The sequence below is a fragment of the Oscillibacter sp. CU971 genome, assembly GCF_905219725.1.
In the GTDB taxonomy this organism is placed as follows: Bacteria; Bacillota; Clostridia; order Oscillospirales; family Oscillospiraceae; genus Oscillibacter.
Genome location: NZ_CAJMXG010000077.1, coordinates 1 through 12,671 on the forward strand (window position 1 = coordinate 1; position 12,671 = coordinate 12,671).

At 61.1% G+C, this 12,671-nt stretch carries 11 protein-coding genes, 2 pseudogenes and 1 other annotated feature; of the genes and pseudogenes, 2 read left to right on the top strand and 11 right to left on the bottom strand.

Going from position 1 to position 12,671, the window contains the following annotated elements:
* Positions 1-217: 217 nt before the first annotated feature.
* The gene (acpP, locus tag JX325_RS07265) at positions 218-448 is read right to left on the bottom strand and encodes an acyl carrier protein (RefSeq protein WP_204790486.1); all 231 of its coding nucleotides are present in this window, start codon (positions 446-448) and stop codon (positions 218-220) included.
* A 214-nt stretch (positions 449-662) separates the two neighbouring features.
* On the opposite strand from acpP, the gene trkA reads away from it, so the two are divergent.
* Both trkA and JX325_RS07275 read left to right on the top strand, forming a co-directional pair.
* Positions 663-2,033: a Trk system potassium transporter TrkA gene (trkA, locus tag JX325_RS07270; RefSeq protein ID WP_204790487.1), complete on the top strand. Its 1,371-nt coding sequence runs from the start codon at positions 663-665 to the stop codon at positions 2,031-2,033.
* A 15-nt stretch (positions 2,034-2,048) separates the two neighbouring features.
* The gene (locus JX325_RS07275; protein ID WP_204790488.1) at positions 2,049-3,503 is read left to right on the top strand and encodes a TrkH family potassium uptake protein; all 1,455 of its coding nucleotides are present in this window, start codon (positions 2,049-2,051) and stop codon (positions 3,501-3,503) included.
* 55 nt (positions 3,504-3,558) lie between these two features.
* On the opposite strand, the gene JX325_RS07280 is transcribed toward JX325_RS07275, so the two are convergent.
* From JX325_RS07280 to JX325_RS07310, 10 genes and pseudogenes are all read right to left on the bottom strand, one after another.
* Positions 3,559-6,210 carry a valine--tRNA ligase gene (locus JX325_RS07280; RefSeq protein WP_204790489.1) on the bottom strand — a complete coding sequence of 884 codons (2,652 nt, stop codon included), beginning with the start codon at positions 6,208-6,210 and terminating at the stop codon, positions 3,559-3,561.
* Between the two features lie 32 nt (positions 6,211-6,242).
* Entirely contained in the window at positions 6,243-6,767 is a 525-nt protein-coding gene (locus JX325_RS07285) for a YcxB family protein (protein WP_204790490.1), read from the bottom strand.
* A gap of 2 nt (positions 6,768-6,769) precedes the next feature.
* Positions 6,770-7,351, bottom strand: a complete 582-nt coding sequence (locus JX325_RS07290) for a YcxB family protein (protein ID WP_204790491.1) — start codon at positions 7,349-7,351, stop codon at positions 6,770-6,772.
* 40 nt (positions 7,352-7,391) lie between these two features.
* Positions 7,392-7,603: a binding site (T-box leader), on the bottom strand.
* A 35-nt stretch (positions 7,604-7,638) separates the two neighbouring features.
* Complete coding sequence (gene sigE, locus JX325_RS07295) at positions 7,639-8,274, bottom strand: RNA polymerase sporulation sigma factor SigE (protein WP_243413973.1); 636 nt, start codon at positions 8,272-8,274, stop codon at positions 7,639-7,641.
* Positions 8,162-9,244: a sigma-E processing peptidase SpoIIGA gene (locus JX325_RS18030; RefSeq protein WP_243413969.1), complete on the bottom strand. Its 1,083-nt coding sequence runs from the start codon at positions 9,242-9,244 to the stop codon at positions 8,162-8,164. The genes sigE and JX325_RS18030 overlap by 113 nt, the downstream gene beginning before the upstream one ends.
* 130 nt (positions 9,245-9,374) lie before the next feature.
* Complete coding sequence (locus JX325_RS18675; protein ID WP_204790493.1) at positions 9,375-9,689, bottom strand: hypothetical protein; 315 nt, start codon at positions 9,687-9,689, stop codon at positions 9,375-9,377.
* A gap of 38 nt (positions 9,690-9,727) precedes the next feature.
* Positions 9,728-10,429, bottom strand: a pseudogene (locus JX325_RS18680) (SpaA isopeptide-forming pilin-related protein); the annotation flags it as partial.
* Between the two features lie 342 nt (positions 10,430-10,771).
* Positions 10,772-10,936, bottom strand: a pseudogene (locus tag JX325_RS18685) (phosphoadenosine phosphosulfate reductase family protein); the annotation flags it as partial.
* A gap of 567 nt (positions 10,937-11,503) precedes the next feature.
* On the bottom strand, positions 11,504-12,058 hold the full coding sequence (locus JX325_RS18035) for a hypothetical protein (protein ID WP_243413971.1): 555 nt from the start codon (positions 12,056-12,058) through the stop codon (positions 11,504-11,506).
* 72 nt (positions 12,059-12,130) lie between these two features.
* Complete coding sequence (locus tag JX325_RS07310) at positions 12,131-12,526, bottom strand: hypothetical protein (protein ID WP_243413972.1); 396 nt, start codon at positions 12,524-12,526, stop codon at positions 12,131-12,133.
* Between the last annotated feature and the right edge of the window lie 145 nt (positions 12,527-12,671).

Genomic DNA, 12,671 nt, shown 5'->3' on the forward strand with positions numbered 1-12,671 from the left:
CCATGGCGGAAGCGGCCGCCGGAGCGGGGGCCGCCTTTTCCAGTTCTATTTTAAAATCCCCCTGTGACAGCTTCAGCTTCTGCAAGCCGCTAGTGTCAAAGCGGGCCATTAAGTCATAAATTTCCTGGTTGGTCATACTCGTTCCTTTCCAAGCCCGCCGCCCCGCTGTCGTCAACGGGGCGGCGCTTCACGGAAATGTAGGTTTCGGCAACGCGGTTCAGGCCTTGTGGGCCTCCAGGTACTTCACAATGTCGCCCACGGTTTTCAGGGTCTCCACATCGGCGTCGTCGATGGTGATTCCGCTGGCCTCCTCCAGGGCCATGACCAGCTCCACCGCCGCCAGGGAATCCGCCCCCAGATCGTCGGACAGGGAGGCCTCCAGCGTCACCTGCTCCGCCTCGCAGCCCAGGGTTTCCACGATGATATCACGTACTTTCTCGAATTCCATTTGAGATTCTCCTTGTTTGTCGAAATATCAATTATTTTAACTAAAAATTTTTAATTAAAATAATTGAACTTATTTTACACAGGAGGCTCCCGGTTGTCAAGGAAAATTTTCACGGATCGGCTCTTCCCTTTTTTGTGAAAATCTTATATAATTAGAGCGTTGTCCAGTACCATATCCGGGGTCTATGCCCCGGCCTGTCTTTTAGGAGGCGTACATGAAAATCATCATCGTGGGCGCTGGGAAGGTGGGCTCNGCCCTGACCCNGCAGCTCTCTGCCGACGGGCACAACGTCACCGTGGTGGACCAGGACCCCCAGCTCATCGACAACATCATCAACATCTATGACGTTATGGGAGTCTGCGGCAACGGCGCGGTTTACGGCGTGCAGAAAGAGGCGGAGGTGGAAAAGGCGGAGCTTTTGATCGCCACCACCTCCAGCGACGAGCTGAACANCCTCTCCTGCCTGGTGGCCAGGAAGCTGGGGGCCAAGCACACCATCGCCCGCATCCGCAACCCCGAGTATGAAAAGCAGCTCCGCTTTATGCGGGACGAGCTGGGCCTCTCCATGGCCATCAACCCCGAGCGGGCCGCCGCCCGGGAGATTGCCCGGGTGCTCCGCTTCCCCACCGCCATGAAGGTGGAGACCTTTTCCAAGGGGCGGCTGGAGCTGGTGGAATACCGCCTCCCCGCCGACTCCGCCCTGGACGGCCTGGCCCTGGCGGACCTGTACCGGAACATCCGGGTCCGGGTGCTGATCTGCGCCGTGGCCCGGAAGGGCGGGACCATCATCCCCTCCGGCGACTTCGTCCTCCGGGCGGGGGATAAAATCTACCTCACCTCCTCCCCGGACCAGCTGGCCCAGTTCTTCCGGCACCTGGGGGTCTTCCGCTCCAAGGCGTCCACCGTCATGATCGTGGGGGCCAGCAAAATCTGCTACTACCTCACCAGCGAGCTTTTGAACATGGGCATGTCCGTGAAAATCATTGACCGGGACGAGCAGCGCTGCATCCAGATGGGCGAGCAGCTCCCCAAGGCCCTGGTCATTGTGGGGGACGGCACGGACACGGACCTGCTCCACGAGGAGGGCATCGGCCAGACGGACGCCTTTGTGGCCATCACCGGCATTGACGAGGCCAACATCTTAATGTCCATGTGCGCTTCCAAGGAGTCGGGAAACCACTGCAAGGTGGTGGCGAAAATCAACCGGAAATCCCTGGTGGACCTGGTGAGCAACGAGAGCATGATCGACAGCGTGATCTCCGCCCGGTCCACCACCACGGAGCTCATCGTCCAGTACGTCCGGGCCATGGAGAGCGCCGAGGGCGCCAAAATCAAGACCCTCCACCGGCTGGTGGACGGGGCGGTGGAGGCCCTGGAGTTCGGCGTGGGGCCGGACGTGCCCTTCATCGGCGTGCCCCTGAAAAACCTGAAGCTCCGCAACGGCCTGCTGCTGGCGGGCATCGTCCAGCGGAACGGGAAGATTGTCATCCCCTCCGGCAACGACTGCCTCAGTCTGGGGGACGACGTGATCGTGGTCACCACGGACACCTCCCTTCAGGACATCCACGACATCTGCCGGGAGTAAAGGGGGAAGCGTCTTTTGAATTATCAAATGATTGGCTTCGTCATCGGGCGGATTTTATGGACGGAGGCGGCGCTGCTGCTTCTGCCCTCCCTGGTGGCGCTGCTCTATGGGGAACCGGCCCTGCCCTTCCTGGGGCCCATCCTGCTTCTTTTGATCGCGGGCCTCCCCTTCCGCAAAAAGCCCAAGCAGACCTCCCTCTACGCCCGGGACGGCTTTGCCGTGGTGGCCCTGGCCTGGGTGCTGATGAGTGCTTTCGGGGCCCTGCCCTTTGTGATTTCCGGGTATATCCCCCATTGCATCGACGCCTTTTTTGAAACCGTCTCCGGCTTCACCACCACCGGGGCCACCATCCTCACGGCGGTGGAACCCCTGAGCCAGAGCGTGCTGTTCTGGCGCAGCTTCACCCACTGGATTGGCGGCATGGGCGTGCTGGTCTTCGTCATGGCGGTGCTGCCCATGACCGACGGNCACGGGATGCACCTGCTCCGGGCGGAGATGCCGGGCCCGTCGGTGGGGAAGCTGGTGAGCCGCATGAGCGACACGGCGAAGATTCTCTACGGCATCTACCTGGTTATGACCCTCATTGAAATCGTCCTGCTGGTCCTGGGGGGAATGCCCCTCTTCGACTCCTGCATCCACGCCTTCGGCTCCGCGGGCACCGGCGGCTTCAGCAACAAAAACCTCAGCGTGGGGGCCTATGACAGCACCTACTTTGACGTGGTCATCGGGATTTTCATGCTGCTTTTCGGCGTGAACTTCAACCTCTATTACTTCCTGCTGGTCCGCCGGTTCCGGGACGTGTTCCGGTCCGAGGAGCTGTGGGCCTACGCGGCCATTGTGGGCGCGGCGGTGCTGGCCATTGCCGCGGACATTCTCCACATGTACGAGTCCTTCGGCCAGAGCCTCCGGTACTCCTTCTTCCAGGTGGCCTCCATCATCACCACCACCGGCTACGCCACGGCGGACTTCAACCTCTGGCCCACCTTCTCCAAGGGAATCTTGGTGGTGCTGATGTTCATCGGGGCCTGCGCCGGGTCCACCGGCGGCGGCATCAAGGTGGCCCGGATTGTGATTCTGGCCAAGACCTCCTGGGGAGACATGCGGAAGATGCTCCACCCCAACGCCGTCACCACCACCCGGTTTGAGGGCAAGGCCCTGACGGACAAGCACATCCGCAGCGTCCACCTCTTTCTCACGGTGTACCTCCTGGTGTTCACGGTTTCCTTCCTGCTGCTCAGCCTGGACGGCTTCGACATCGTCACCACCTTCACCGCCCTGACGGCCTGCATCAACAACATCGGCCCGGGCCTGGAGGTGGTGGGGCCCATGGGGAACTTCTCCGCCTTCTCCTGGTGGTCCAAGCTGCTGCTGTCCTTCGACATGCTGGTGGGGAGACTGGAGATTTTCCCCATGCTGCTGCTGTTCGCCCCCTCCATCTGGCAGCGGCGGCGCATCGTTTGGCGGACATGAAAAGGACCCGAGACGCACGTCTCGGGTCCTTCTTTTCTATACATCGCCAGCCGCTTCAGCAGCCCAGCGCCTTGGCGGACTCCTCCAGCTTGGCGATGAGCTCCCGGAACTTCTCCGCCTTCTCCTTCTCGGCGTTCACCACCGCTTCCGGAGCCCGGGAGACAAATTTCTCGTTGGAGAGCTTCTGCTCCACAATCCGCAGGCCGTTCTCCGCCTTTTCCTTCTCCTTGGCGATGCGCTCCCGCTCCGCCGCCAAATCCACCAGCTCGCTGAGGGGCAGATAGGCCGTGGCGTTGTGGGTGACGATGCTCACCTGTCCCGTGAGATCCGCCGGGGCCTCCGCCGCGAAACGCACCTGGGAGGCAAAGGCCAGCCGCTGGAGGAAGTGGAGGCCCTGCTCATAGGGCTCGGGCGCGGCGGTAACCAGCAGCACCTCCGCCTTTTTGGACGGGGGCACGTTCATCTCCGCCCGGCGGGCCCGGATGGCCTTGATGGTGTCCATAACCGCCTCCATGGCGGCCTCCTCCTTGGGGAAGTTCAAGGCCTCGCCATACTCCGGCCACCGGGACAGCATCAGGAACTTGTCCCCGGAGCCCGCCCGCTTGGGAAGGGCCTGGAAAATCTCCTCGGTGNTGAAGGGCANGAAGGGGTGCAGCAGCTTCAAAAGCTCCGTCAGCACATAGCAAAGGACGTTCCGGGCGGTAGACTTCGCCGCCTCGTCCTCCCCGTTCAGCCGGGTCTTCGTCAGCTCGATATACCAGTCGCAGTAGGTGTCCCACAGGAAGTCGTAAACCTTGGCGGAGGCCACGCCGATCTCGTAGCTGTCCAGGTTCTCCGTGACCTCCTTCACCAGGGTGTTCAGCTTGGAGAGGACCCACTTGTCCTCCCGCTCCAAAGCCTCCGCCGCCGGAAGGTCATAGGCCTCCAAATCCCCCAGGTTCATCATGACGAAGCGGCTGGCGTTCCAAACCTTGTTGGCGAAGTTCCGCATGGCCTCGCACTTTTCCGTGTAGAAGCGCATGTCGTTTCCGGGGGAATTTCCGGTGATGAGGTTGAACCGCAGGGCGTCCGCGCCGTAGGTTTCCGCCACCTCCAGGGGGTCGATGCCGTTGCCCAGGGACTTGGACATCTTGCGGCCCTTGTCGTCCCGGACCAGGCCGTGGATGAGGACGGTGCGGAAGGGAATTTTCTTCATCTGCTCGCAGCCGGAGAAGATCATCCGGGAGACCCAGAAGAAGATGATGTCGTAGCCGGTAATCATGACGGAGGTGGGGTAGTAGAAGTCCAAATCCTCGGTNTTTTCCGGCCAGCCCAGGGTGGAGAAGGGCCACAGGGCGGAGCTGAACCAGGTGTCCAGCACGTCGGGGTCCCGGGTCAGGCGCGCGCTGCCGCACTGTTCGCACTTCGTCGGGTCCTCCCGGCTGACGTTGATGTGCCCGCAGTCGTCACAGTACCAGGCGGGAATCTGGTGGCCCCACCANNGCTGGCGGGAGATGCACCAGTCATGGACGTTTTCCATCCAGTTGGTGTAGGTCTTGCTGAACCGCTCGGGGACGAACTTCACCTCGCCCTCCCGGACCACCCGGAGGGCTTCCTTCGCCAGGGGCTCCATCTTCACGAACCACTGGGCGGAGATCAGNGGCTCCACGTCGTTGTGGCAGCGGTAGCAGGTGCCCACGTTGTGGCTGTAGGGCTCGGTCTTCACCAGATACCCCTGCTCCNCCAAATCCTNCACAATGGCCTTCCGGCATTCATAGCGGTCCATCCCGTTGTAGGGCCCGCCGTTTTCGTTGATTTTCCCGTCGTCCCCGATGCAGCGGATGATCTCCAGATTGTGCCGGAGGCCCACCTCGAAGTCGTTGGGGTCGTGGGCGGGGGTCATCTTCACCGCGCCGGTGCCGAAGCCCAGCTCCACATACTCGTCCGCCACAATGGGGATTTCCCGGTTCATGATGGGCAGGATGCAGGTTTTGCCCACAAGATGCTTGAACCGCTCGCCNTCCGGGTTCACGGCCACGCCGGTGTCGCCCATCATGGTCTCGGGCCGGGTGGTGGCTACCACCAGGTCGCCGGAGCCGTCGGTGAGGGGATAGCGGATGTGCCAGAGGTGGCCGGGCTTGTCCTGGTACTCCACCTCCGCGTCGGAGAGGGCGGTGACGCAGTGGGGGCACCAGTTGATAATGCGGCTTCCCTTGTAGATGAGGCCCTTGTCGTAGAGCTCGCAGAAGGTCTCCCGGACGGCCTTGGAAAGCCCCTCGTCCATGGTGAAGCGGGACCGGGACCAGTCGCAGGACACGCCCATCTTCTTTTGCTGCTGGACGATGCGGTTGCCGTACTTCTCCTTCCACTTCCAGACCCGCTGGAGGAACTTCTCCCGGCCCAGGTCATAGCGGCTCAGGCCCTCGTTGACCCGGAGGTCCTCTTCCACCTTCACCTGGGTGGAGATGCCGGCGTGGTCCACGCCGGGGACCCAGAGGGCGGCATAGCCCTGCATCCGCTTGAAGCGGGTAAGGATATCCTGGAGGGTGCAGTCCAGGGCGTGGCCCATGTGGAGCTGGCCCGTGACGTTGGGGGGCGGCATGACGATGGAGAAGGGTTTTTTCGCGGGGTCCGGGTCGCCCCGGAAGCACCCGGCGTTTTCCCACATCTCGTAGACGCGGCCCTCCACCTGCTGGGGTTCGTACACTTTCGGCAGTTCTTTTTTCATGTCGGTTTCTCCTATTCTGTAAACTTGTATTCTTACTTAATATATGCAATCGGTTTCCCGGTCTTTTCGGTGATGAAGGTTCGGAACTCCTCGGCCGTCCCGCCGCTCAGGGAAGCTTTGTCATAAATCTGTCCGTGCTGGCGGCTGAACAGGAGCACAAAGTAATCCTCTGTCTCGCACACCTGCTGAACCGCCTCATAATGAAATTCCGTGGCCGCCGCCTCTGTTGTTGAGGTGTAACTCTCCTCTGTAAAAACACTCTTCGCGGACGATGTGCCGGGCAGCAGCTTCTTTTGGGCAAAGAAGGCGTTGACCTGATCCTCAGTAAACAATATCGCGATCAATATCACGCCGACGCCGCAGTTCAGGGTGTCCCGAAGGGTCCACGGTTCGTCCAGAAGCCGCCGCGCGGCAATCAGCAAAATCGCCAGCGCCACGATACACCAGCCAAATATATGGCTCCTCCGGCTGCGCTTTTTCCGAATCGTCTTGCGCAGGGCCCGGGCCAGGGCGGTCAAGCCCTTTTGATCGTATCTTGTCTCAAACTGAAATTCCATCGCTATTTTATCCTTTCCACAGGCCATCCAAATTCCCGCTCCAGGAAGTCCCGGAAGTCCTCCTCCGTTCCCCCGGCTAAGCCCCGCTTCGGCAGAACCAAGGGCAGACGGTCCTCAAAAAAGAGGTAAAACCGTCCTTCGTCCTCCCAATAGGCGCTGATGGACGAATATCCCAGGCGGACCTTCCCGGGACCCTCCCAAAGGACAAAGTACCCGTCCCCAAAGAATACAGCCCGGACCGGTGTGTCCGGCATGCCGGAGGGCGGGAAATCCCTGTCGGGCAGCTTTTCAGGCCGCTTTGGAGGGCGGGGAAGCGTCAGAAGCAGCCACCCGCCGCCGCCGATGAGGTACAGCGCTATGATCGCCTGCAAAACGCCCTTAATCACTCCGGGATCCTCCGCGCCGGTCCCATAGAGGATTACCGCGCCACAACCGACCAAAAACATTCCCAGGAGCTTCATTACGAGCCATAGTCCCAGGAATAGGCCATAGCCGCTGCGGGCCAATTTTTCCCGCTTAGCGGAAGCCAGCCGCCACGCCTTCCGGTCCTCCTCCACCAGAACCGCCCGCACCCGGAATACCATCTCAGCTCCTCCCAAAAAGAAAACCGCCCCAAGCCACCTGGCTCAGGGCGAATACAAATCCGCGGTACCACCTGAATTTCCCTCGCGGGACACTCGTCTCCCCTCTAACGGCGGGACCTCCGTCGCGGCCTACTCTCCGTTCAGCCGCGCCGCTCCGGGACGACTTCCCCCGCCGCCTTGGGGACGCTCTCACCATCCGCGTCCTCTCTTGGCCTCGGCAGGCCGGGTACTGCTTCCCTTCCTTGCGTTTTTATAGAGGCCAGTATACTACACCCCGTCCCGCCTTGTCAAGACAGGCGCAGAATTTCCTTCTTCAACCGGCTGATAATCCGCTTTTCCAGCCGGGAGATGTAGGACTGGGAGATGCCCAGCCGGTCCGCCACCTCCTTCTGGGTCTGCTCCTTCCCGCCCCCCAGGCCGAAGCGGAGGGTGATGATCTCTTTTTCCCGGGGAGAAAGCGTGCTGATGGCCTGGGCCAGCAGGGAGCGGTCCACGTCCTCCTCAATGGGCCGCATGACCACGTCCTCGTCGGTGCCCAGCACGTCGGAGAGCAGCAGCTCGTTGCCGTCCCAGTCCGTGTTCAGGGGCTCGTCGAAGGACACCTCCCCCTTCCGGTTGGCGTTTTTGCGGAGATACATTAAAATCTCATTTTCAATGCACCGGGAGGCGTAGGTGGCCAGCTTGATGTTCTTATCCGTCCGGTAGGTCCCCACCGCCTTGATAAGGCCGATGGTCCCGATGGAAATCAGATCTTCGATGTTGATGCCCGTGTTCTCGAACCGCCGGGCAATGTACACCACCAGCCGGAGATTATGTTCGATCAGCTCCTGCCGGGCCGCCTCGTCCATGTTGGCCAGCAGCTCCGCCTCCCGCTCCCGGGTCAGCGGCGGGGGCAGGGTGTCGCTGCCCCCGATATAGTGAATCTCCTCCGGCTCCCGCAGTCTCAGCCGGACCGGCAGCCGCTCCCGCAGCCAGCCCAACACCCGGTTTGCCAGATGCCTGCATTCTTGAAACATTTCCATATCGTCCTCCCCTTCCCGCCGGGCCTCCCCACAGCGCCGCGTAGCCCGTGCCCAGCGCCGTGGGCGCCAGGGCCGCCGTCAGCCCCGGATACCGGATTCCGTTGATTTCCGTCCAGTCCGTTCGGATGGCCAGAAGCAGCCCCCCTTTCGTCCCCACCGCGTGGTATGGCATCAGCCTGGGCCGCAGGGACGGGGCGGCGGAACGCAGGGGCTCCAGCAGTTCCTCCGGGGCCCCGAGCCCCCGGAGGCGGAAAATTCGGACCGCCTCCGGAGGCAGGGCGGCGTCCAAAGCTCCCGGAGCCGTCACCAGCACCGCCCTCCCGTCCGGGGACCGGAGTCCGCTGCCCGTATCCCACAGGGCCGTCAGCTCCGCCGTCCGCCCGGCGATGGAGACCCGGACCGGCAGCAGCTCTCCCCTCACCCCGTGGCCCGCCGCCGCCCGGAAGACCACGGAGAGGACGGCGTAAGCCGCCGTCCCGGCAACGGCCAGCGCTTTGGCGTCCACGTTGGTGTAGAACACGCCGTTCACCGCCGGGACCCCGCCCCCCGCCAGAAGCCCTAGGCCCAGCACGCAGCCCGCCATGGCGCAGGAGACGGCGAAGAACAGCAGCAAAAGCCGCAAGAGCTTTTCCTCCCCGCCGTAGGCGATGAGCCCCAGCAGCACTCCCGCCGCCAGCTTCACCGGCGTCTGGGCCAAAAAGCCCAGCCCCGGCAGAAACACCGCCGCCGCGTAAGCGCCCCCGGCCAGGGCCGCCAGGGCATAGCGCCCCCGCCGCAGGGGAAGCCCTGCCAGCCGGGCCGCGCAGAGGAGGAGCAGATAGTCCATCAGAGCGTTCAGAACAAACACGCTGTCGATGTAAATGACCGTCACGCCGCCCCGCCTCCTTTTTCCAAGGGATATTATAGGACAGGTAAGCCGGGAAAGTGGTCGCAATCTGTGGGGAAATTCCGGGCGAAAAAGGGCGGCGGGGCTGGGGCGGGCGCACAATAACAATTGGCTGTCAAGGGCCGCAAAAATTTTCCAGGTCCCGAAGAGCCTGGAAAATTTTTTGTTTTCCGCTCCTCAGAGCTTGAAGGTTTCTTCGGCTTTCTCTCCCGCTCCAACCCTTGACAGCCAACCGTGATTGTGCCCACGGTGAGCAACCGAAATCGCCGAGGCCGATTTCGGCAGGACGACATATTTTTATTTTGGGCTGGGTGCGTCCCGAAGGAAGGATGTCCATCTCCTTGGTCGTGTAATAGCTGCCGATTCGCTTGACCGTATAGCCCAGCGAGGCCAGAAGCTCCGGCAGGTCCGTTTCTTTGGCGGTTCGCAATTCCTCGTCAGAGAAACGGAGGTTTTCATCCTGTAAAATCAATATCCGGTTCTGGGCAACTTAGGCGCGGGCGTTTTCTTGGCGTAGACGGTAGTCACCCAGAGGGAAACCGCCTGGACCCATACGCCGTTGTACGTTCCGCCCACATCCGCCTTATTGACAAAGGACGCGGTCCTGATGCCGGAAATGACGATACAGCAGATTTTCGGCTTCTCCACTTGGGCAAAGCCTCCGGGAACCTGACCGAACACGAACATGACTTCGGTGACGCGCTCATTGGACGCGAGGCCCAGCGCCGTGGGGGACGCCGCCAGCGTGTAATTCTTCTGCGTGGACAGATTGTCCGCCAAGGTCTGGGGTTCGCCGCCGTTCACCCGGTAGGTGATCTTATAGGTGCCGGGGAAGTTATAGGTGCCGGTGACGATCTTGCTCAGCCGGACCTCGGCGGGGAGCGTGTCCCGCCAATAGAAGTTATCCAGCCGGACGTTGGAGCTGTTGGCGATGTTGGAGAACGTGTAGTTCACAGGCTGGCCCGCCACCGCCTCGGCAGGGCCGGTCTTGGTGATGGACACGCCGGTGGACATACTCTTGTTGGATACCTCAAAACGGACGATCTGCCCCTCGTGTTCCAGATACGCCGTCAGATCAGTACCGCTCACGCCATAATTGGCGGGCGCTTTTGTCTCCCGGATGGTGTAGCGGCCCAGGGGCAGGGGCTTGGAAACCGCAAGACCCCGGGCCTCGGTAATGCCCCATTCCACCAGGGGATAGCGGTTCTGTGGGTCATCTTTGCAGCGGTGAGCTTCATCAGNGGCGATGCCGATATGATGCAGGGCGTTCTTCTCCAGTTTCAGACGGTTGACCTCCTTGGAGATCAAAAGGGTTTTGAGCTGCCCCGTACACCAGCGCACCCTGGCTCCAGGCCAGCCGTTGCCAAACGGCGGAATGCCCAGCCGCGCCCGTTTTTCCAGGCAGCTCGGTTTTACCTTCGGCTCGTCGAACATCAGCCACTCGAACCCGTGCGGATGCCGCAGGGTTGTGATATGGATGCCGCACTCCCGAAAGAGNAGNCCGTCCAGCTTGGCGATGTGGGCCTCCATTTCGGGAAAGTCCATCGTGGTATCCGCATAGAGTACGCTGTCGATGGGCAGGCCCTTTTCGATCATCAGCAGCATTAACGCCGTCGAATCCTTCCCGCCCGAAAGCGAGATCGCGGAAAAATTTTCTTTGCTTTTTACGATTCCCATAAAGGGAAACGNCCTTACTTACGCTCCTTCCCTCCGCTTACAGCTCATAGCAGGGCTGATCGCCNTCCGCGTATTCGGCGCACAGCGCGATCAGCTCGTCAGTCAGAAGCTCCAGGTCCAAATCCATCCCGCTCTCCCACGGGTCCCCCTTCTGCTCCCGGTACTCCGTACAGTACGCGCCGCCGCCAACGTCCACGGACACACGAGCCACGGCGGAAAACGTCATATCCTCCAGCAGCCACAGCTCCACCGTCCGGGAGGCCGTTACCGCCTCCGTAACACTCTGGTCAAAGTCTGTATACAGCCGGGTAGCCCGCTTCTCAAATAGCTCCCCGCCCCGGTAGTTCAGGGACTTGGGACGCTCGCTCTGGGCGATGTAGGCGTAGACCGTTTCAGCCTTGTGCCGGACGGCCTGGGTCAGGGAGATGAAGTCAATGCCGTATAACAGGCGCTCCACCTCGCCCATCGAATATTCCTCGTTCGCGACGCCGGTGAAGTACAGTTCCCGGACGGCGCTCTCTACAGATTCCACAGAATACATAATTTTCTCCTTATCGTTTTGATTGATTACCGGCGTTTCTTTGGCTTGTCCGGCAGGATATGGCCCTCAATGATGGCAGCGTGCTTATAAATGCGGATATCGCCGCAGCGCTGGGCAATCAGCAGGGCATTGACGATCAGGCTGAACGCCAGCGTGTCTACTACCACGCCGTTTGCGAGGTCCGCTACGGCTGTGTCGGGGGCGTCGGTGTAAATGTCCTTCGCCGCCGAGAAGAGCGTATAGTCGTGGGGCGGCATCTCCCGCAGGGTGGCGTAGGCAAACTCGATGCCGTACCGGCAGAAGCAGTTGGCGGTATGAAGGTAGAGGTTTTCATTGGACGTGAGCAGATACATGACCGCGTAATAGGCCGGAGTGTCCCGGCCCCGGCGATACCNCATGCGCTTTCGCAGGTCCTCCATGCGCTGGCGGTGGCTCGCGTTCAGGTAGAGGGAACCGAAGAAGCGCCGGGCGGCGGTTCGCGGACCGGCATCCCGGCGCGGCCCGCAGGGAAGGGGCTCCAGGATGGAAAGCGGGCATTTCCCGGCCCGGTCCACATTGCACTGGAATGTGTTGATGTACAAAAATTCTCCTTTCCCGGACAGCAAAAAAGCCGGACCAGGAAAACGGAATATCCTGTCCGGCGTGTCCGATGATTAGCGTTGTTGATCCCGCTGGCGCTTTCGCTGCCAGCCCTCCAGCAGCTTGAAAATCGTATCCTCCATCTGCCGGGGCGTGTAGGAGCGGGGGAAATATTTGCGGAGCTTTTCACCGGAGAGGGTAATGTCCTCTTTGGGCGGCTTCTTTTCCTCCGACATGATGGTAAGCATGGTGTCCTCGTTCAGCTCCCCGGACTGGCTGAGCTTCTTCATCCGCTGGGCCTGGGAGAGTGAGGGCGTGGCCTGTTCACTGTCGATGGTTTCCACCAATAGCGCCTGTTCCTCCGGCTTCAAATAGGAAATTTCCGAGGCGGGAGTGAGGGCGATTTTTCTGTCCTCCACCATCTGTTGGAGCTGGGGGGAAAGCTCTGTAAGACGCACCAGTCTGCGCACAGTATCACCGCTCATGCCAGTCCCTTTGGCAGCTTCATCATCGCTGCGGAACTTCGCCGCAACTTGCGGCGAAGTTAAGGAAACGCTGATTTAATCCCCCCAAATGATAAAAGATGTGATAAAATAAGGGAAAGCTGTCTCTTAT

Coding starts and splice junctions, on each gene's coding strand:
- acpP (WP_204790486.1), bottom strand. CDS start 448: ATGGAATTCGAGAAAGTACGTGATATCATCGTGGAAACCCTGGGCTGC.
- JX325_RS07285 (WP_204790490.1), bottom strand. CDS start 6,767: ATGGAATTTCAGTTTGAGACAAGATACGATCAAAAGGGCTTGACCGCC.
- JX325_RS07290 (WP_204790491.1), bottom strand. CDS start 7,351: ATGGTATTCCGGGTGCGGGCGGTTCTGGTGGAGGAGGACCGGAAGGCG.